Annotated in this window: 16 protein-coding genes and 6 tRNA genes; 15 read left to right on the top strand and 7 right to left on the bottom strand. The window is 63.8% G+C overall.

The features are described from left to right. Positions 1 to 10 precede the first annotated feature (10 nt). The gene (locus HND55_06060; GenBank protein QKK02257.1) at positions 11 to 463 is read left to right on the top strand and encodes a regulatory protein RecX; all 453 of its coding nucleotides are present in this window, start codon (positions 11 to 13) and stop codon (positions 461 to 463) included. Between the two features lie 5 nt (positions 464 to 468). Here HND55_06060 and HND55_06065 read toward each other — a convergent pair whose 3' ends face one another. From HND55_06065 to HND55_06075, 3 genes are read right to left on the bottom strand one after another with little or no spacing between them, the layout of a single operon-like run. Continuing rightward, entirely contained in the window at positions 469 to 1,806 is a 1,338-nt protein-coding gene (locus HND55_06065; protein QKK02258.1) for a DUF839 domain-containing protein, read from the bottom strand. Between the two features lie 9 nt (positions 1,807 to 1,815). Beyond that, positions 1,816 to 2,895: a phytase gene (locus HND55_06070; GenBank protein ID QKK02259.1), complete on the bottom strand. Its 1,080-nt coding sequence runs from the start codon at positions 2,893 to 2,895 to the stop codon at positions 1,816 to 1,818. Between the two features lie 18 nt (positions 2,896 to 2,913). Further along, positions 2,914 to 5,220, bottom strand: a complete 2,307-nt coding sequence (locus HND55_06075) for a TonB-dependent receptor (protein QKK02260.1) — start codon at positions 5,218 to 5,220, stop codon at positions 2,914 to 2,916. A 229-nt stretch (positions 5,221 to 5,449) separates the two neighbouring features. Here HND55_06075 and alaS point away from each other — a divergent pair, with 229 nt between their 5' ends. From alaS to HND55_06105, 6 genes are all read left to right on the top strand, one after another. Beyond that, complete coding sequence (alaS, locus tag HND55_06080) at positions 5,450 to 8,083, top strand: alanine--tRNA ligase (GenBank protein QKK02261.1); 2,634 nt, start codon at positions 5,450 to 5,452, stop codon at positions 8,081 to 8,083. Positions 8,084 to 8,929: 846 nt separating this feature from the next. Continuing rightward, positions 8,930 to 9,021: transfer RNA gene (locus tag HND55_06085), tRNA-Ser, on the top strand. Positions 9,022 to 9,156: 135 nt separating this feature from the next. After that, positions 9,157 to 10,113, top strand: a complete 957-nt coding sequence (locus HND55_06090) for a Gfo/Idh/MocA family oxidoreductase (protein ID QKK02262.1) — start codon at positions 9,157 to 9,159, stop codon at positions 10,111 to 10,113. Positions 10,114 to 10,117: 4 nt separating this feature from the next. Then, entirely contained in the window at positions 10,118 to 11,254 is a 1,137-nt protein-coding gene (locus tag HND55_06095; GenBank protein ID QKK04019.1) for a DegT/DnrJ/EryC1/StrS family aminotransferase, read from the top strand. Then, positions 11,244 to 11,927 (top strand): bifunctional 4-hydroxy-2-oxoglutarate aldolase/2-dehydro-3-deoxy-phosphogluconate aldolase, encoded by a 684-nt coding sequence (gene eda / locus HND55_06100; protein QKK02263.1) that lies wholly within the window; start codon positions 11,244 to 11,246, stop codon positions 11,925 to 11,927. The genes HND55_06095 and eda overlap by 11 nt, the downstream gene beginning before the upstream one ends. Before the next feature lie 41 nt (positions 11,928 to 11,968). After that, positions 11,969 to 12,045 (top strand) — tRNA-Arg (locus HND55_06105). A gap of 541 nt (positions 12,046 to 12,586) precedes the next feature. Here the strand turns inward: HND55_06105 and HND55_06110 are convergent. The 4 genes from HND55_06110 to HND55_06125 are packed head-to-tail and all read right to left on the bottom strand — an operon-like array spanning position 12,587 to position 15,778. After that, positions 12,587 to 13,162: a hypothetical protein gene (locus HND55_06110; GenBank protein QKK02264.1), complete on the bottom strand. Its 576-nt coding sequence runs from the start codon at positions 13,160 to 13,162 to the stop codon at positions 12,587 to 12,589. Beyond that, positions 13,162 to 13,761, bottom strand: coding sequence for an SCO family protein (locus HND55_06115; GenBank protein QKK02265.1), 600 nt, complete (start codon positions 13,759 to 13,761; stop codon positions 13,162 to 13,164). The genes HND55_06110 and HND55_06115 overlap by 1 nt, the downstream gene beginning before the upstream one ends. After that, entirely contained in the window at positions 13,761 to 15,227 is a 1,467-nt protein-coding gene (locus HND55_06120; protein QKK02266.1) for a cytochrome C oxidase subunit I, read from the bottom strand. Before HND55_06120 ends, HND55_06115 begins: the two co-directional genes overlap by 1 nt. Beyond that, entirely contained in the window at positions 15,224 to 15,778 is a 555-nt protein-coding gene (locus tag HND55_06125; GenBank protein QKK02267.1) for a hypothetical protein, read from the bottom strand. The genes HND55_06120 and HND55_06125 overlap by 4 nt, the downstream gene beginning before the upstream one ends. A gap of 215 nt (positions 15,779 to 15,993) precedes the next feature. On the opposite strand from HND55_06125, the gene HND55_06130 reads away from it, so the two are divergent. The 8 genes from HND55_06130 (at position 15,994) to clpX (ending at position 20,325) form a co-directional block, all read left to right on the top strand. Further along, positions 15,994 to 16,070, top strand: a tRNA-Pro gene (locus tag HND55_06130). A gap of 223 nt (positions 16,071 to 16,293) precedes the next feature. Next, positions 16,294 to 16,704, top strand: a complete 411-nt coding sequence (locus HND55_06135; GenBank protein QKK02268.1) for a hypothetical protein — start codon at positions 16,294 to 16,296, stop codon at positions 16,702 to 16,704. A gap of 69 nt (positions 16,705 to 16,773) precedes the next feature. Beyond that, positions 16,774 to 16,836: transfer RNA gene (locus HND55_06140), tRNA-Ser, on the top strand. Between the two features lie 64 nt (positions 16,837 to 16,900). Beyond that, a tRNA-His gene (locus HND55_06145) sits at positions 16,901 to 16,976 on the top strand. Between the two features lie 5 nt (positions 16,977 to 16,981). After that, positions 16,982 to 17,057: transfer RNA gene (locus HND55_06150), tRNA-Lys, on the top strand. 64 nt (positions 17,058 to 17,121) lie between these two features. After that, positions 17,122 to 18,402 (top strand): trigger factor, encoded by a 1,281-nt coding sequence (locus tag HND55_06155; GenBank protein ID QKK02269.1) that lies wholly within the window; start codon positions 17,122 to 17,124, stop codon positions 18,400 to 18,402. Further along, positions 18,399 to 19,004 carry an ATP-dependent Clp endopeptidase proteolytic subunit ClpP gene (clpP, locus tag HND55_06160; protein ID QKK02270.1) on the top strand — a complete coding sequence of 202 codons (606 nt, stop codon included), beginning with the start codon at positions 18,399 to 18,401 and terminating at the stop codon, positions 19,002 to 19,004. Before HND55_06155 ends, clpP begins: the two co-directional genes overlap by 4 nt. Positions 19,005 to 19,065: 61 nt before the next feature. Further along, entirely contained in the window at positions 19,066 to 20,325 is a 1,260-nt protein-coding gene (clpX, locus tag HND55_06165; protein ID QKK02271.1) for an ATP-dependent Clp protease ATP-binding subunit ClpX, read from the top strand. Positions 20,326 to 20,421 lie beyond the last annotated feature (96 nt).

Here is a 20,421-nt window from a genome sequence, read left to right on the forward strand (position 1 = left end):
GGCAGGCAGTTTGAACCGCGACAGCCCGTCCGATCCGGCCGCGATTCGCGAAGTCGCGCTGCGCCTGCTGGCACGGCGCGAGCACTCGCGACAGGAGCTGCTGCGCAAGCTGCACCAGCGCGGCTTCGCTGCGCTGGCCACTGAACCGGTCGTCGATGAACTGGCCGGGCAAGACCTGCAGTCCGACCAGCGCTTTGCCGAAAGCTACGTGCGCCAGCGCGCGGCCAGGGCCTACGGACCCGTTCGGATCCGCGCCGAGCTGGGCGAGCGAGGCATCAACCGGGCGCTGATTGCCCGCGCCCTGGAGGCAGAGGCGCCTGACTGGTTCGCGATCGCGGCGACCTGGTATGAGCGCCGCTATGGTTCAGAGCCGCCAGCAGACCTGAAGGAGAAGTCTCGCCGTCAGCAGGCTCTGGCCCGCCGGGGCTTTGCCAGCGAACACTTCCGGGATTTGTTCAGCTGAAACTTTCAGGCAGACGGAAAGGGACCGGTGATGGCGAGCATCAGTCCGTCGTCCTGGAGATTGACGAAAAGCGTGCGGCCGTCCGGGGCGAAACACACACCGGCCAGTTCGGACTGCGAACCGACGTTGCGGGCGAATTCGTAGACCCGGCCCCGCGGTGTGACACCGAGCAATGAAGCCGACTCATCGCGATCCTCGCAGACCAGCAGGTCGCCCCAGGGCGTGACTGTCAGATTGTCGCAGTGCTTCATCAGGCGCGGGTGGCGCGACTCGTAGAACAGCTCCAGACGGTCACCGCCGAAACCGGGAATCAGCCGAAAGATCTGTCCGAGCCGGTCGGGACCGCCGGTGGTCGCGGCCAGGTAGACTTCGCCGTTGCCCCACCACAGGCCTTCACCACGAGCAAACAGCGCCGCTCCGGCGGCATGGCCGCGCTGTCGCAGATCGTCGTTGGGTGATTCCGCATCGTCAAGGTCGATCCAGTCGACGATCCGTGGCCGATGCTCGGCAAGGGTCGGTTGAGACCAGTTGCGGGTATCGGCCGATCCGGGATCGCGAAAAGTGAGCGCCTGCAGCCGTCCGCCGGCGGCCAGATGGCCCGGCCGCTCGGGCATATAGCGGTAGAACAATCCATCGCTCTGGTCTTCGGTCATGTAGACGATGCCGGTGGCCGGATCAACGGCGCAGGCTTCATGGTTGAACCGTCCCATGGCGGTCAGCGCGACCGGCTCGACCAGGGTTTTGGCAGTGGCTGGCACCTCAAAAACCCAGCCGTGATCGCGCCGGTAGCGCGTGCCGGCCCGGACGCAGGTTTCCTCGCAGCTCAGCCAGCTCCCCCAGGGCGTCGGACCGCCGGCGCAGTTGCGCTCCGTGCCGGCCAGGCTCAAAAAGGAACGTTCAATCCGCCCGTCTTCAGGGTTGTATTGATGGGTGGTGGTCCCGCCCGGGCAGGGGTGTTCGTAGCCCCGGTCGAACAGGGTCTTGGCGCCCAGGTTTTCGACCAGGGCGGGATGATCCGCGAATGGGCCGGCGGCAAATTCGTCGAGATCGAGCTCGTGGTTGCAGACCAGGATGACCCGCCCGTGCCGTCCGGCAAAGGCGGCCATGCCGTCTGGGTCGCCGGGCAGTCGCCAACCGTCGGTCATGGTCTGGCCGCTGCGGGCGATGATGCGGTAGCTGAATCCGCCGGCGAGATCGAAGTGCCGGGCGGGATCGGGCGCCAGCGGCGCGAACGGCGGCGTGCCCGCCAGCGGCTCCAGCGACGCGGCCAGTCCGGCGCGCTGCAGCCCGAGAAAGGCCAGTCCGGCGACCGAGGTGGTCAGAAAGGTCCTTCGATCGACCATGATTCGGGTTTAGTCGGTGCGGCAGGGTTGCCGGTCGACGGCCGCCAGGATCTCGGCCAGGTCAAAGGCACCGACGCTGCCGTCATCATGCACCGCGTAGAAGGCCCCTTCGGGAAAACCGGGCACGGCGTTGGCGTGCAGCCACACGCCGTCGGTGTTGGCTGTGGTCTCGCCGGTGAAAGCGCCGAGTAGCGCCAGCGTTTCGCGGTCGAAGGCCAAAAAGCGATTGTCGACGTCTTCCTGATCGGTGATGATCCACATGCCGCTGCCGTCGCTGCACGGATACAGTGCAATGCCTTCCGGTTCATATTGGAGAATGCCCTCGGCCAGACGTTGACCGGTGTAGTGTCCGGCCAGGTCGAACACCTTCACATCCAGGCGCGACATATGCTCATCGGCGACCAACAGCCGATCATGCTCGATGTCGCCGAACAGCGACTCGACCTTGGTCAGGCGCCCGTCACCCATGGTTGGACCGAGGGCGCCGGCATATTCGATCACCAGGCGACCGCCGTCGCGACGGACGTCGAAGCGCTGCAGCCGGCGGTCGAGTTGCGCATCGGCCGGAATGGCATCGGCGGTGGCCATGTAAGCATCGGTGACGAAAACCCGGTAGCCGGTGCCGGTGGGCATGACCCAGAGGCCGTAGGGTTTTTCGAGGACGTTTCGGCCGAATTCGGCCACCGGCGTGAACCCGGGCAAGGAGAGCACCTGGATGCGCCGGTTGTCGCGTTCGACCACCCAGGCGAGATCGTCGACCACGCTGATACCGTTGGGCCGGAGCAGGCGACCCGGTGCATCGCCGGCGCCGCCAACGGAATCGATGCGCTCGCCGGTGACGGCGTCGTAGATGATCAGCTCATGCGTGGACTTGGCCGTGGCGATCAACCAGTGCCGGTCGCTACCGTCGCTCCAAACGGCCACTGAGTCGATATTGGCGGTATCGTCGTGATGGGTCAGCCAGCGTTCCGCGACCGCGACCGGTTTGGGTGGCGATGCTGTGTCTTCAGCCGGTGGCGGGGCCTCGCTGCAGGCAGCCAGCGCGAGCAGCGTGACGACGGCGAACGGGCGATAATCGAATCCGGACATGCGACTGACTCCCTGGGTTCAGAATGCGCCGCGCAGCACCAGCCGGAACCAGGGCCCGGTCTTTTCCAGTTCCAGCTCGCTTTCCTCGATCGCGCCGGCCCGGAAATCACTCAGGCTGTCGAAGACCGTCTTGCGCTCGATCTTGACCTGGTCGAGCAGGTTGCTGCCGGTCAAGCGCAGCACCCAGCGATCGCTGAAGCGCTGCTCGATGAAGGCTTCCAGGAAGCCATCATAGCTGAGTTCCTCGATTTCGTCGGCGGCGAACTCCAGGCTTTTGCCGCGTTTCTGCAGGCTGGCGCCGAAGGTCAGGCCGATGCCGGGGAAGCCGTGGTTGAAACCGATGTTGTAGACGTACTCGGGGAGCTCGTTGAAGTCGCGGCTTTCGCCCGTGAACGGGTCGGCAACCTTGGATTCGAGATGAACGTAGTTGCCGAACGCGGCGGTGTTGGGCAGCCCGATGGCGGTCAGCGGTGCGCTGAAATCGAACTCGATGCCGTACAGCTCGCCCGAGCCGACGTTCTCGTACCGGAACAGGTCAAATTCCTCATCGTACACCTCACCGCTATCGGTCAATTCAATGAGATCGTCGATGTCGCGGTAGAAAACGTTGATCCCGGCAATGCCGCGGCCGCCGGCAAACTGGCGCTCGTAGCCGAGGTCTGCGCCCCAGGCAGTCTCCGGCTCGAGGTCCGGATTACCCTGCGTGGCCTCGTCGTCGGTCGGCGCCTCGTCGATGATGAAAGGCGTGAGCTGGTCGAATGCTGGCCGACGCACCGTCCGGGCAATGGAAAAACGAACCCGGTCCGAGCCGGTCAGGTCCCAGCGGTAGTTCAAGGAGGGATTGACGTCGGTGTAGTCCTGGCTGGACTCGGGCTGCAAAGCGGCCGGGTTGCGCGCATCCAGGCTGGTGTGCTCGAAACGCAGGCCGTGCTCCAGGACGATGCTGCCGTTGCCCTGTGGTCGCCAGGTATGCACCACGTAACCGGCCAGGATATCCTCGTCGATGTCGAAGACCCCGTCCGGGCCGGTCTCCTCTTCGAACTCACCGTCGTCGAGTTCGAACTCGCGCAGTGATTGGCGCCGCTCGCGCAGTTGCAGCGTGGCCCCGAAGTCCAGGCTCTGGTCACCTGTGGGTATCCAGGTAAAATCGGTGTCGAACTGCCATTCATCGTCGCGGGAGTCCTCGATTTCAAGCGCCTCTCCGGATTCGTCGTCCTCCAGATCGAATTCGGTCTCGTCGGTGCGGATATCGTTGTCGAAGCGGGCGAATGAGGCGCCAGCGGAGAAGTCCAGCCGGTCGCTCAGCATCCATTCGGTGCCGGCCCCGAACTTCCACTGCAGCTGGTCGATGTCTTCGAGCTGGGTCTCGCGCTCCAGCGGATCAAAATCATCGGTGCGGACGTTGATGTCGTCGTCGAGGAAGCGGCCGAGATCGCCGACCTCCGGCTCGAAGGCCTCGACAAACTCGGCTTCGGTGCGCCGGGTCTGGATGATGAATCCGTCCAGGGTCCAGCGCCCGCGGCTGCCGATGCGGTAATCGACGTCCCAGTTGAGCGCTGTATCGTCGCTGTCGCGAACATCGCGTTCGGTCACGAACTCGGCCAGTTCATTGCTCGAGAAGTCGCCGTCGAGCACGGTTGATTCCTTGGTTTTGGGCGTGTAGCGCTCGGTGAAGCTGGCCGACAGCAACCACGACAGCTCGCCGGTGCTCTCACCCCAGGTCAGAGAACCGCGCCCGCGCGTCTTGCCCGAGTGTCCGCCGAGCTCGTCGCCCTCGAAGTAGCTGATACCGGCCGATGCGAACAGACCCTGGTAGCTCATCGAGTCCTTCAGGATGATATTGATCGTACCCCCGACGCCCTGTGAGTCGGCCCGGGCGCTGGGAGAGCGCACGATCTCGATGCGCTCGACCAGCTCGGCCGGGATGCGGTCGACGAAGATGCTGCGGTCGGCGGCGGCGCCGGGGATGCGCTTGCCGTTGACCAGCACCTGCGTGTAGCCCGACGGCAGACCGCGCAGCTGCGGCGCGTCGAATTCGCCGACATCGCCGCTGAATGCGACGCCCGGAACACGCTTGAGCATGTCGCCGACCGACTCGGGCTCGTAGCGCTGGAAAAACTCCTGACCGTAGGACAGCACCGGGTTGGCAGCGTCGGTGCGATTCCGGTAGATGGCTTCGCCGAACACGGTCAACCGTTCCAGCTCCGGTTGTGCTTCGTCGCTGGCGCTTGTTTCCTGCGCCAGAACCGGGCCGCCCAGGCACAGCGCAATGGCTGCTGCAAGCGCCCGTGGGGCACCCCTGGAAACGTGCGAGCGAATGTTCATGGAAGGCTCTCCTGGCTGGCTGGGTCGGATAGCCTGCAATGCTTGACATAATTCGTGTCAAAGCCATGGCGTTGCAATGACATTGTGGTTTCGCAGTGCGCCGTCAGCGGCCCGCTTGGTCAAAAAACGACTCGAACCGGTCTGTGAACCCGCCACCGCAATCCTTGGCATCGAACGGCTGAAAGTGTTTGGCGCGTCGTACTGGCGGTCAGCGCGATAGAATATCGGCATGAAAGAGACAGCCGAAATCCGCCAGGCCTTCCTGGACTTCTTCGCCGAGCGCAATCACCGGATCGTGCCGTCGAGCCCGCTGGTGCCGGCCAACGATCCGACGCTCCTGTTCACCAACGCCGGCATGGTCCAGTTCAAGGACGTATTTCTCGGCTCCGAGCAGCGCGCTTACAGCCGTGCAGCCAGTTCCCAGCGCTGCGTGCGTGCCGGGGGCAAGCACAATGATCTGGAGAATGTCGGCTACACCGCCCGCCATCACACCTTCTTCGAGATGCTGGGCAATTTCAGTTTCGGCGACTACTTCAAGCGCGAGGCTATCGGGTATGCCTGGGACTTTCTCACCAGCATTTGCGGTCTGCCACCTGAAAGGCTATGGGTAACGGTCTACGCCGAGGATGAAGAGGCGGCCGAAATCTGGCTCCGGGAAATCGGCGTCGATCCCGGACGCTTGTCACGTATCGGCGACAAGCCGGGCAAGCGCTACGACAGCGACAACTTCTGGGCCATGGGCGATACCGGTCCCTGTGGGCCGTGCACCGAAATTTTCTATGATCACGGGCCGGACGTGCCCGGGGGCCCGCCGGGCAGCCCGCAAGAAGACGGCGATCGCTACATCGAAATCTGGAACCTGGTGTTCATGCAGTTTGATCGCGCCGGCGACGGCAGCATGACGCCGCTGCCCAAGCCCTGCGTCGATACCGGCATGGGCCTGGAGCGGCTGGCGGCAATCCTGCAGGGGGTCCACAGCAACTACGATATCGACCTGTTTGCCCGGCTGATCGATGCGGCCGCGCGGCTGACCGGCTGTGACGACCGCAGTGCCGCTTCCCTGAAAGTCATTGCCGACCATATTCGCGCCTGCGCCTTTCTGATCGTCGACGGCGTGCTGCCGTCCAACGAGGGGCGCGGTTATGTGCTCAGGCGGATCATTCGTCGCGCCATCCGTCATGGCTACAAGCTTGGCTGCGAGACGCCGTTTTTTGCCGGCATGGTCGAGCCGCTGACCGAAACCATGGGCGAGGCCTACCCGGAGCTGCGCGACAAGCAGCAGCATGTCACGGCGGTTCTGGAGCGCGAGGAAGAGCGCTTCGGCGAGACGCTCGATCTGGGCATGAAACTGCTCGAAGCGGTGATTGACGAGCTTGAAGAAACCGCCATTCCCGGTGAGGTGGCATTCAAGCTGTATGACACCTACGGTTTTCCGCTGGACCTGACCCGTGATGTGGCGCGCGAGCGCGACCTGACCGTCGACGAAGCGGGATTCGAACGGGCCATGCAGGCCCAGCGTGAACGCGCCCGGGCAGCCGGCAAGTTCGCCTCGGCTGAGGGTCTGCCGGCCGAGCTGGTTGCCGCGCTGCCGGCAACCCGGTTCCTGGGCTACGAGCGGCACTCGATCGACGATGCTGAAGTGCTGGCCGTGCTGGTTGACGGCCAGCCGACCGGGCGTGTGGTTGCCGGTCAGCAGGCGGTAATTGTTCTGGATCGCACCCCGTTTTACGCTGAATCGGGAGGACAGGTCGGCGATACGGGAATGCTGAAGACTGACGGTGCCCGCTTTGCCGTGACCGATACACGCAAGCTGGCCGGCGCCTTTCACGGTCATATCGGCCAGCTCAAATCGGGAACCCTGGAGACGGGAGAGCGTGTGTCGGGCATTATCGATTCCCGACGGAGAGCCGACATCGTTCGCCATCACTCGGCCACCCATCTGCTGCATGCCGCGTTGCGCACCGTGCTGGGCGAGCATGTCCAGCAGAAGGGCTCGCTGGTTGCGCCGGATCGGCTGCGCTTTGATTTCTCCCACAATGAACCGGTCAGCGAGGATGATCTGCTGAAGATCGAGCGCCTGGTCAATGAGGAGATTCAGGCCAATGCCGAGGCCGAGGCGCGCGAGATGTCGTTCGATGAGGCCATGGCAGCCGGCGCGCTCGCTTTCTTCGACGAAAAGTACGGCGACCAGGTGCGCGTGCTGCGCTTCGGGGACTTCTCGATGGAGTTGTGTGGTGGCACCCACGTTGACCGGGTCGGCGATATCGGGCTGTTCAAGATCATTTCCGAGTCGGGCATTTCCGCCGGCGTGCGTCGCATCGATGCCGTGGCCGGACGGGTGGCAGTGGCGTGGCTCCAGGATCTCGATCGCACTGTTCGGGAGGCCGCCGGCCAACTCAAGGTCAGTCCCCAGCAGCTTGGCGAGCGCGTCGAACAGCTGCTCCGGCGCTCGCGCGAGCTGGAAAAGGAACTCGAACGACTCAAGGGCAGGCTGGCCTCGGCGGCCGGCACCGACCTGGTCTCACAGGCCGTCGATGTCGGGGGTGTCAAGGTCATTGCTGCCGACATGGATGGCGCCGACCCGAACGGGCTGCGTGAAACGGTTGACCAGCTGAAAAACAAGATCGGCTCGGGCGCCATCGTACTGGGCACCGCGACAGACGGTGGCGTGCGTCTGGTGGCCGGCGTCACGAAGGACCTCACCGACCGCATCAAGGCTGGAGAACTGGTCAATTTCGTGGCCGCCCAGGTGGGCGGAAAGGGGGGTGGCCGCCCGGATTTTGCCCAGGCTGGAGGTCGTGATGCTGCGGCTCTGCCAAGCGCACTGGGCTCGGTCGCTGACTGGTTGCGCGAGCGATTGTAGCTCAGGGGCTGTTGGCAGGCCGGGCATGAAGGGTGGCTGTTTCGATCGCCCCCGGAATTCCCTGACGTCTATCCCGCGCCCCGCGGGTCCGCTCTGCACAGGGCGAGGCCGTAGACACCGTTGCAACGCCAGTGCGAAGGCCGGCAGGCTTCGGTATAATGCGCCCGCCAGCGAAACCGGGTTGAGCGGCCCTGTTGGTCGTCCCGAACGCAGCGATGCGAAAAACCCGGAGCGAAGCGGAGGGCAAGCGCCGACAGGCGCGCAGTCAATCCCTCCCTCGTGCGGTCCGCAGGACCGCCCCGGGGCAGCCAGTTTGAAGGCGACTCGCGATTGGGCGGGTCGAACAATGTGGAGAGGTGGCAGAGTGGTCGAATGCGGCGGTCTCGAAAACCGTTAGGGGGTTTGCGCCCCCTCGAGGGTTCGAACCGAGCGCCAGCGAGCTCGATGCGCAGTCCGCGAAGCGGGCGGAGCAACCCGGAGCGAAGCGGAGGGCAAGCGCCGACAGGCGCGCAGTCAATCCCTCCCTCGTGCGGTCCGCAGGACCGCCCCGGGGCAGCCAGTTTGAAGGCGACTCGCGATTGGGCGGGTCGAACAATGTGGAGAGGTGGCAGAGTGGTCGAATGCGGCGGTCTCGAAAACCGTTAGGGGGTTTGCGCCCCCTCGAGGGTTCGAACCGAGCGCCAGCGAGCTCGATGCGCAGTCCGCGAAGCGGGCGGAGCAACCCGGAGCGAAGCGGAGGGCAAGCGCCGACAGGCGCGCAGTCAATCCCTCCCTCGTGCGGTCCGCAGGACCGCCCCGGGGCAGCCAGTTTGAAGGCGACTCGCGATTGGGCGGGTCGAACAATGTGGAGAGGTGGCAGAGTGGTCGAATGCGGCGGTCTCGAAAACCGTTAGGGGGTTTGCGCCCCCTCGAGGGTTCGAATCCCTCCCTCTCCGCCATCGATCATAAGCCCCGCCGAAGAGCAGGGGTTTTTGCGCTGTCCCGCCATCGGCGGGACTTTGTGTTTTTGTGGCATCATGACTTCCCGATGAGGGATTGCACGCTGACCGACAGGCTGATCCGTGCCATCTGACATGCAACGCACGCCCTGCGCCGTGGTGGGGGTCGGCTACGTCGGCCGCTTCCACGCCCAGAAATACGCTGCTCATGAGCACGCCGAGCTGGTTGCTGTGGTCGATATCGACCCGGCCACCGCCGAGCGCGTGGCCTCCGAGTGCGGCTGTGAGGCATTGACGGACTACCGCGGCCTGCTCGACCGGGTCGAGGCTGTCAGCATTGCCGTGCCGACCGTGCGTCATTTCGCAATCGCGCGGGAATTCCTGGCGCGCGGCATTCACGTGCTGCTGGAAAAGCCGATGACCAGCACCATCGAGGAAGCGCGCGAGCTGAATCGTCTGGCCCGCGACACCGGTGCGGCGCTGCAGATCGGCCATCTCGAGCGGTTCAACGCCGCATTCCGCGACATCGCCGGGATCCGGCCACGTCCACTGTTTATCGAGTCCCACCGCGTCGCGCCCTTCAAGCCGCGCGGTACGGATGTCAGCGTGGTGCTCGATCTGATGATCCACGATATCGATCTGATCCTGGGCCTGGTCGACAGCCCGATCCGCACGCTTTCGGCCAGCGGTACGCCGGTGCTGTCCGATGATCTCGATATCGTCAATGCCCGACTCGAATTCGAGAGCGGCTGCGTGGCCAACGTCACGGCCAGCCGGGTCAGCGTCAAGTCGGAGCGGCGCATGCGCATCTTTCAGCCGGAGGCCTACATCTCGATTGATTTCCAGAATGCCAGCGTTGCCGTTCATCGAATTGGTGCGGGTGAAATGATGCCCGGCGTGCCCGAGATCCTGCGCGAAGAAAGCACCTTCGACAGCAACGACTCGATACACAGTGAAATCGATGCCTTTCTCGGCTCCGTTCGGCAGCACAAGCCGGTGGTGGTCAGCGGCGAGGACGGCTTGCGGGCGCTGGAGACGGCCGTGCGCATCAGTGCGCTGATCGATGCCGAACGCCTGCGCCATGCCGGCTGAGCACATGCCCGAAGCCATCCCCATGGTCGATCTGGCGGCACAGTACCGGCGTCTCGGCGATGCGATCGAGGCGGCCGTGACGGACGTGCTGGCCAGTACACGGTATATCCTGGGCCCCAACGTCGAAGCGTTCGAGAACGAGGCGGCCGGCTACCTGGGCGTTCGCCACGCGCTCGGCTGCGCCTCTGGAACCGACGCGCTCCATCTGGCGCTCAAGGCTGCCGGCATCGGCGCCGGTGACGAGGTCATCACCACGCCGTTTACCTTTATTGCCACCGCCGAAGCGATTCGGTACGTTGGTGCGCGGCCGGTGTTTGTCGACATCGCGCCCGACAGCTTCAACATCGACCCGGCCGGGCTGGAAGATGCCCTGACCGAGCGGACCCGGGCCGTTCTGCCGGTCCATTTGTTCGGCCGGCCGGCGGACATGGCTGCGATCAGACAGTTCGCGACCCGGCACCGCCTGGCCGTGATCGAAGACTGCGCGCAGTCGTTTGGCGCCCGATACGACGGGCGGATGACCGGCAGCCTGGGGCTGGCCGGTGCCTTCAGTTTCTTCCCGAGCAAGAATCTCGGCGGCTGCGGTGACGGTGGCCTGATCACGACCGACGATGACGATCTGGCCGAGACGGTGCGAATGCTGCGCAACCACGGCCGGCGGATCGACGGTTACCAGCACGAGGTGATTGGCTACAACAGCCGCCTCGACGAACTTCAGGCAGCGGTGTTGCGCGTCAAGCTTCGGCATGTTGACGACTTCAACCGCGGGCGGCAGCGGGTCGCCGAGGCCTATCGCCGCTGGCTGAGCGACCCACACATCGAGCGGCCCGGCTGTGCGCCGTCGTCGAGCCACGTCTACCATCAGTACACCATTCTGGTGCCGGAACACGCCCGCGAGAGCATCATGGCCCGTCTGCGGGCGGCCGGCATCGCCAGCGCGATCTACTATCCGATGCCGCTGCATCGCCAGCCGGCCTTTGCCGATGCCCGCTATGAGGCCCTGCCGGTCGCCGAGGCGGTCAGTCGCCGCTGCCTGTCGCTGCCGATGTATCCGGAACTGAGCGACGAGCACGTGCAGCGGATTGCCGACTGCGTGTTGGCAGCAGTCCACGCAAACGGAGATGACCACGATGAGCCCTGATGATTTCGTGGGCCGACTGCGCGCTGAGCGCGCTTCGGCCATTCTGCGCACCGATTCGGCCGATACGGCCGCAGCGGCCATGGAGGCGGCGATTCGTGGCGGCTTTTCGGTCTGTGAATTCACGCTGACGGTCCCGGACGCGTTCGAGCTGATTCGTGACTTCTCCCGGCGCCATCGCGATGTTGTCTTCGGGGCGGGTACGGTGCTTGAGCCGGACGAGGCCGATCGGGCCGTGGCGGCCGGTGCGCGATTCCTGGTCTCGCCGGTCGTCGACGAAGCCGTCATTCAGGCCGCCGTCGAACGCAGGGTCGCGGCCATGCCCGGAACGCATACCCCGACTGAAATGCTGCGCGCCCATCGCGCCGGTGCCGTCTTGCAGAAGCTGTTTCCAGCGCCGGCTGGTGGCCCGGCCTACGTCAAGGCCTGTCTCGGCCCGATGCCGTTTCTCAATATCGTGCCGACCAACGGTGTCGATGCCGATAACGCGCAGGCCTGGCTGCAGGCCGGTGCGCTGGCTGTTGGCTTCGTCGCGCCACTGTTCGATCCCGCGCTGATGGCTGCGGCGGATTATGCCGGGATCGAGGCGCGGGCCAGGCGCCTGGTGGGAGCGATTTCAGGCAATCGGGGCCAGGTGCCTGGCCCTTGCGGAGCCGCTTCGGCCACCAGCGCTTGACACCCGGGGTTCGGTTTCGAGATAATTCGCCGCTTCACAACGCGCCCGTAGCTCAGCTGGATAGAGTACCTGGCTACGAACCAGGCGGTCGGAGGTTCGAATCCTTCCGGGCGCGCCAAATCTGAAAAGGCCCCATATCCGGATGGGGCTTTTTCGTATCCGGAGTTTCGATTCGAACCTCCGACCCATGAACAATCGGTTCGAATTGCGAGGCTTGCCGAGCAATCGCTGGAGCGCAGCGACAGCCCGAAGGGCAAGCGGCCGCGAGGCCGCGCAGCCATCCTTCCGGGCGCGCCAAATCTGAAAAGGCCCCATATCCGGATGGGGCTTTTTCGTATCCGGAGTTTCGATTCGAACCTCCGACCCATGAACAATCGGTTCGAATTGCGAGGCTTGCCGAGCAATCGCTGGAGCGCAGCGACAGCCCGAAGGGCAAGCGGCCGCGAGGCCGCGCAGCCATCCTTCCGGGCGCGCCAAATCTGAAAAGGCCCCATATCCGGATGGGGCTTTTTCGTATCCGGAGTTTCGATTCGAACCTCCGACCCATGAACAATCGGTTCGAATTGCGAGGCTTGCCGAGCAATCGCTGGAGCGCAGCGACAGCCCGAAGGGCAGGCGGCCGCGAGGCCGCGCAGCCATCCTTCCGGGCGCGCCAGTCGCTATTGACCGCTGTCTGCAGGCTGGAAGCCGATGAATGCCCTGACGGCCCAGTAGCCGGCGATCAGCGCAGCCAGCATCCACAGCGCCAGACCCAGCAGCTGCTGGTCGTCGGACAGGTAGTTATTGCACAGGCGGACCGGTGCTTCACGGTAGAGCCAGCCCATGACCACCGCCATCGGGATGGCATTGGCCCACAGCACGCCGCGGGCGATTGGCGAGAGCCGAGACCAGCTGCGCGCCAGCGGCAGGCCCAGCAGCAGCGGCAGGCTGAGGAACTTGCCGACTTCCCAGCTCCAATGGTCGAGCGCACGATCAAGCGACACCGGCAGCAGCCAGAACGCCAGGGTCAGGAACGCCAGAACGGTTCCGGTGATGCCATAGCGATTGCAGCCCCACAGCTTGCCGGCCCGGACTGGGCCCATGCTGCGCGCAAGCAGCCCGCCGATGCCGGCCAGCAACCCGATCTGCAAGGCGTGGGTGACCATGATCGACTCCATCGCCAGCCTGACCGGCGGCGATGCGAGAACGCCCCAGACAAACAGGGCGGCCATGAGCGGGATAGTGCGAGACGACATCACAGCCGGTCGATCAGGGCGGTGCGCACCGCTTCGGGCCGGTCTTCGTCGAGGATATCGACCAACTGCATGTCGCGGTCGATCAGGTAGTAGGCGGCGTTGTGTACGTACATGCCGTTGCCGGCCGGAATGACCGTGACGCCGAAAAATCGCAGCATGGCCTCGAGATCATCGATTGGTCTGGCGACCCACCAGTGATCGATTGCAGCACGAAAGTTGTCGGCATAGCCGCGCAGCCGCTCGGGTTCATCGACCCCGGGGTCGAAGCTGAGACTGACGAACTGGATATCGCCGCTGCTGACTGCTGCGCTCAGGTCCGAGCGGATCTCGCCCATGCGCGCGCCGACTACCGGGCAGACATCGTGGCAGCTGGTGTACATGAAGGTTGCCACGACCAGCTGGCCGCGCAGCTCGTCCAGCGAGGCCGTTCGCCCGTCCTGGAGCTGGACGGAGAACGCGGGCACGGGACGTGGCTGGTCGCGGATAGCGACCCGGCGGGCCGTTTCCTGGGTCAATGCCCTGAGTTCCAGGGTGGTTTCGAACAGCACCCACAGGCCGACGACCAGCACGAGGCTGGCCGTTGCCAGGGTCCGCGCCATCAGACGGCCCGGGCAGCCCTGCCCAGTCCGGCCAGGAAGCGCACCACGAAAACGGTCGTGGCCAGAATGACCAGCAGCGCAAAGACCGACGCGATCTGCCCGTGCGAGACCCAGCTCTCGAGGTGCTCGGCATAGCGGCGCGGCACGCTGTCGCGTCCGCTGACCAGGAACATGCCGACAAAGCCGATACCGCCCAGCACGTACAGCCAGCCCGCCGCGCGCGCCAGCGCCCCGTCGGCGAGTCCGCCATAGGTGCGTACCAGCCAGGTCATGAAGCCCAGGGCCATGGCCATCATCCCGAGGAGCAGGTAGAAGTGGAAGTGGCCGGGGACCCACAGGGTGTTGTGCATGATCAGGTTGACGACCACGGTTGCATCAATCATGGCCGGAATGATGCCGGCCGCCCAGCCAAAAGTGCCCAAGAACAGCAGGCCGGCAGCCAGGTCCCAGCGAATGCCCGAGCGATGCACGTTGACGATCGCCCCGTAGGCGGTCACTGCCAATACCGGCAGGCCGCTGGTGTAGGAGATGACCTGACCGGTGACGTGCAGCCAGACCGGCTGGGCGAAATCCATCAGCAGGTGATGCGGGTAGACAATCACAACCATGATGGTCGAGGCGGTCCAGGCCGCCAGGAAGGCTTTGTTGCTCGAGGGCCACGGGCGGCCGGTGTAGCGCGGCAGCAGGTGATAGACGGCAATCACGGCCATGTAGATGGTGGCATTGATGAACACATGGCCGAAGAAGTAGATCAGGTTCTTGGCATAGAGCGGATCGACGGTGAACGACGGCACGTGCAGGTTGATCAGGCTCATGACCAGGATGATGGCGCCGCCGGTCACGCCCAGCGAGTTGACGATCGTGACCATGGTCGAGGCGATAACGGCCGGCGGGGGTGCGTTGCCGTCGTTGTGTCCAAACAGCTGCGGCCAGCCCAGACCCTTTCCGAGTCCACCGTAGCGCTTGATGATGGCCCGCGCGGAGTCAAGGTAGAACAGCAGGAAGCCGACACCGACCAAGAGCAGACCGCCGAGGAATGCGGTAGCCGCGCCGTTGCCCCAGGCCCCCATCGGTCTGGCCGGCAGCGGGTAGAGAAACGTCCAGGCGCTGGCGAAGTTGCCGATGAAAATGCTGCCGAGAATCAGCACGACGCCGATCAGAACCAGTATCAGCGTGGTCCAGGCGATGGCCAGCGACAGCTCGACGTACTGGCGCAGGAAGTACCACATGATGCCGGCCCCGGCCACGCCCGCGATTCCGACCATGCCGGTGCCGTGCAGGGTCAGGAGCTTGTAGAACCAGTCCGGTGACAGGTTGAGCCATTCGCCCTGGCTCATGCGCATCAGCAGGCCGGCGACCATCATGAGCAAAAGGACCAGTCCGGTGACGGCCATGTAAGCGAGCACCACCTGGCGCTGTGGCCGGCTGATACTGGTGTCAGGCTGGTAGGGGTTCGGCGTGCTCATCGGCGTTCTCCTTGCTCGTTATCGGTGCCGGTGACGGTCAGTTCGGTGACCATGGCGTGATGCGCCAGACCACAGTATTCCAGACACATGATTCGATAGGTGCCAGGCTGTTCGAAGGTGTGGCGGACAATGTTGGTGTAGCCCGGCATCGCCTGGGTCTGAACCAGCAGCTGATCGTTGTCGTCATACAGCGCGAAGCTGTGATTGACGTCCTCGGCCCGGACCTGGAAGGCAATGTCCGTGCCGACCGGCAGCGTGCTTTCGCTGACGATCCAGTACCACTGGTAGCCGGTCACCTCGACGGTCATGTCGGGCGCGGTGGCGGCACGCGCGTGGGTATCGGCGTAAGGCAGCCGGCCCAGCGTAATGGACAAGGCAACGATGATGATGCCGACCAGCAGCACGAACCACCACGGCCGGATGCCGTACAGGCGTTTCTTGACGGCATCGCTGTCGGCCGGCTGGGTCGAGCGCATGAAGACATACAGGTAGACGGCAGTGACGAAGCCCATGCCGATGAGCGTCATCAGCCAGACGGTGTTTTGCAGCATGTCATTTCCTCGGTCAATTGGCGCATGGAGCGGGTCGGTGCCAGCGGCACGACGACGCAAACATGATTATAGGATGCAAATGCAACATTTGACTTTCCGGCAGCAGATCGTCAAAAGCAATGACCCGTATCAAGGATTGGGGTTTGGTCAGCGCACAGCCGCTTGAGTGGTTGACCTGCCAGGGTGTCGTCCGTAGAATTGATCGGCTTGAGATTCGGGGTGTAGCGCAGCCTGGTAGCGCAACTGCTTTGGGAGCAGTAGGTCACAGGTTCGAATCCTGTCACCCCGACCAGAAAAAGCGCCCGTAGCTCAACTGGATAGAGCATCGGCCTTTTGGCACAGCGGATTGTCCGCTGTTTGGAGCCCCTGTCGGGAAACGGAACCGGCAGGGTGGACTGCACTGTAACGGGGAAACCTTAACGGCAGGGAAGCCTGGCCGATGGCAATCCCGTGGAAACCAGCGGTTGACCCGTACGATGGTGTAGGATACAAGCCGGCTTTAATTGGCTTGAGATGTGCACCAGTCGAAACAAAAGGGCGACCTGGGAGTTTTGAAGGCTCAGCTGGATTTGTTTGAGCAAGGATTCGTGATCTTGAATCCTCTGACGGAGCATGCTCCGTTCGACTTGGTGGCTTATCGGGATGGTAAGTTCCATCGAGTGCAGGTAAAGCACAGGAAAGTCGACCGCTACGGCAAGATCGAGATTAAATTCTCCACGTGCTGGGTGGACCGAAACGGAACCCACACAGTGCCCGTGGACAAGTCGGAGGTCGATCTTTTTTGTGTCTATTGTCCTGACACCGATGACTGCTACTATCTGGATCCGCTGGAATTCGGCTCGAGCGCCAGTCTGAGGGTAGAAACGCCCAAGAACAGTCAGAGAACCGGAGTACGGTTCGCTTCTGACTTTCGCCGGGTTCCGTAGAGACTATACGTGCGGCGCCTGAGATGGCGAAGAGATAGTCCAGACCACAAACTCCGTATACCGGAGGCCGCGAAAGCGGTAGTTGGTATGCTAAGCCGACGGTTGCAGGTTCGAGTCCTGCCGGGCGCGCCATTTTCGTGCTGACCGGTTACAATACGCGGTTGTGGCCGCGAGGTCGCGGACAATTTGTTAGATGGTGGGCGTAGCTCAGCTGGTAGAGCACTGGATTGTGGCTCCAGAGGTCGCGGGTTCAAGCCCCGTCGCTCACCCCACCCGAGGGCCGTTAGCTCAATTGGTAGAGCAGCTGACTCTTAATCAGTAGGTTCGGGGTTCGAGTCCCTGACGGCCCACCATTTTTCGCTGCCCGGCAGTATGCCGGGCGTTCCTGACAGCAGACACAGGCGATTTCCAAGAACCATGCAGGTATCCGTTGAAAAGACCGGTGATCTCGGGCGGCGGTTGACCGTCCAGGTGCCCGGCGAACAGATAGACAGCCAGGTATCAGGGCGACTCAACCAGTTGCGCAAGCAGGTCCGGCTGAAGGGATTCCGGCCGGGCCGGGTGCCGATGAACATCATCAGGCAGCGCTACGGCGATCAGGTGCGCGAGGAAGTCGTCCAGGCGGTGATGCAATCGAGCCTGCAGGAGGCGATCGGCGAGCAGAACATGCGTGTCGCCGGGGTATCCAGCGTGACGCCGTCGCCCGCGCCCGGTCAGGGTGATTTCGAGTTCACGGCCGAACTGGAGGTGTTTCCGGATGTGCCGCAGCTCGAGATCGGCGACATGCGGATCGAGCGGCCGGAGTGCGAGGTCGCGGACGCCGACATCGATGACATGATTGCCACGCTGCGCGAACAGCGCCGCAGCTGGAAGCCGGTCGAACGGCCAGCGGCCAACGGCGATCGGGTGCGCGCCGGCTACGTGGCGGAAGTCGACGGCGAGCGCATCCCGGAGATGGGCAAGCACGAGATTGCGCCGGTCATTGGCCAGCTGACCTCGTTTCCGGAGCTCGAAGCGCTGCTGGAAGGCAGCAGCGCGGGTGATGAGCAGACGACCGAGCTGACCTTCCCCGAAAGCTATCGGCACGCCTCGCTGGCCGGCCGCACAGCCAGCGTCACGCTGACCGTCGAGGCGGTCGAGGAGTCCGAGCTGCCGGAGGTGGACGAGGCATTCGCGGAGTCCTTTGGCGTCAAGGGCGGCGTCGATCAGCTGCGTGCCGACGTGCGGCGTAATCTGGAGCGCGAGATGCGCCAGGCGATCAGCAATCGTCTCAAGCTGGCCGTCACCGATGGGTTGGCCGCGCGTTTCAGCGACCTCAAGCTGCCCGAAAGCAGCATCGAGCAGGAAGTGCGCCAGATGCAGTCCCAGATTCAGCAGCAGTCCGGCCAGCAGCCGCCGCCGGCCGAACAGCTGCGGGCTGGCGCCGAGAAGCGCGTGCGTCTGGGGCTGTTGCTGGCAGAGCTGGCGCGCCAGAACGAGATCAGTATCGACCCTCAGCGCGTGCAGGCCCGCATCGAGGAAATTGCCGAGACCTATGACCAGCCGGCCGAGGTGATCGAACTCTACCGGTCCGAGCAGCGTCTGATGGAGCAGGTCGAGAACATGGTCCTGGAGGACCAGGTCGTCGACTTCGTTCTCGAAAATGCCGAGGTCAGCAGCAAGAAGATGTCATTCAGCGAACTAATGGGACAGCAATGAACGAACGCGCGCTTAATCTGGTGCCGATGGTTGTCGAGCAGTCCGCTCGCGGCGAACGGGCCTATGACATTTACTCCCGCCTGCTCAAGGAGCGGGTGGTCTTCATTGTTGGACCGATCGAGGACTACGCCGCCAACCTGATCGTGGCCCAGCTGCTCTACCTGGAGTCGGAAAACCCCGAGAAGGACGTCAACATCTACATCAACTCGCCGGGCGGCTCGGTGACGGCCGGTATGGCCATCTACGACACCATGCAGTTCATCAAGCCCGATGTGGCGACGATGTGCGTGGGCCAGGCCGCGAGCATGGGCGCGCTCCTGCTGGCCGCCGGCGCCCAGGGCAAGCGCTACGCGCTGCCCCACTCGCGGGTGATGATCCATCAGCCCCTGGGCGGTTTTCAGGGCCAGGCCTCGGATATCGATATACACGCCCGCGAGATCCTGAAGATGAAGGAAACGCTCAACCGGATTCTCCACGAGCACACCCACCAGCCGCTGGCAACGATTGAACAGGACACCGACCGCGACAAGTTTATGTCGGCCAGTGACGCGCGCGACTACGGGCTGGTCGATGAGGTTCTCAGCGCGAGACATTCACCATGACGAGCGCCGATTTCGGTTAAACTCTTGGTCAGATCGCATCGCCCCGATTGACGGAAACGGCATGAGCGAATCAAGCACCGACGGCAAGATTCTGTACTGTTCCTTCTGCGGCAAGAGCCAGCATGAGGTGCGCAAGCTGATTGCCGGCCCCAGTGTCTATATCTGCGACGAGTGTGTCGAGCTGTGCAACGACATCATTCGCGAGGAGCTCGACGGCTCCGGAGACAGTGAGCGCGAGAATCTGCCGACGCCGCACGAAATCCACGAGTTTCTCGATAACTACGTGATTGGGCAGCAGGCCGCCAAGAAGGTGCTGTCGGTGGCGGTCTACAACCACTACAAGCGGCTGGAGTCGAGTCGCCATCGCGACGATGTCGAGCTGGCCAAGTCGAATATTCTGCTGATCGGGCCGACCGGTTCGGGCAAGACCCTGCTTGCCGAAACGCTGGCGCGCATGCTCAACGTGCCGTTCACGATTGCCGACGCTACCACCCTGACCGAGGCGGGCTACGTCGGTGAAGACGTCGAGAACATCATCCAGAAGCTTCTGCAGAAATGCGATTACGACGTCGAGAAGGCCCAGCAGGGCATTGTCTACATTGACGAGATCGACAAGATTTCGCGCAAGGCGGAGAACCCTTCGATTACCCGCGATGTGTCGGGCGAGGGCGTCCAGCAGGCCCTGCTCAAACTGATCGAGGGCACCATGGCATCGGTGCCGCCGCAGGGCGGACGCAAGCATCCGCAGCAGGAGTTCCTTCAGGTCGATACCCGCAATATCCTGTTTGTTGTCGGTGGCGCCTTCGCCGGGCTGGACAAGGTCATCCAGGCTCGCTCGCGATCGGCGGGCATCGGTTTTCGTGCCGAGGTGCGCAGCGCCGATTCCGAAGACGTCTCGGCGCTGCTGGCCGATGTCGAGCCCGAAGATCTGATCCGCTACGGACTGATACCGGAATTCGTCGGCCGCCTGCCGGTTGTGGCAACGCTGGCCGAGCTTGACGAGGAAGCGCTGGTGCGCATTCTGATCGAGCCCAAGAATGCGGTGGTCAAGCAGTTCAGAAAACTGTTCGAGATGGATCACTGCGAGCTCGAGGTGCGTGAAGACGCACTGCACGCCATCGCGCGCAAGGCGATGGCCCGAAAGACCGGTGCGCGCGGCCTGCGCACGATCATCGAGAATGTCCTGCTCGACATCATGTATGACTTGCCTTCGACCGATAACGTCTCCAAGGTCGTCATTGACGAGGCGGTCATCAACGGCGAGTCCGCTCCCTACGTGATCTACGAGAGCACGCCCCAGCGGGCCGGCGCAGAGTCCTGAAGCCGCCGGATCGCCGTGCGGCCGGTTGAATCGGCCCTCACCGGCGCCAATATACACACACCAGTTGATGGATAAAGCAGGCGGCCGCGAGGTCGT

The sequence above is a fragment of the Pseudomonadota bacterium genome, assembly GCA_013285445.1.
Classification (GTDB): domain Bacteria; phylum Pseudomonadota; class Gammaproteobacteria; order Xanthomonadales; family Wenzhouxiangellaceae; genus Wenzhouxiangella.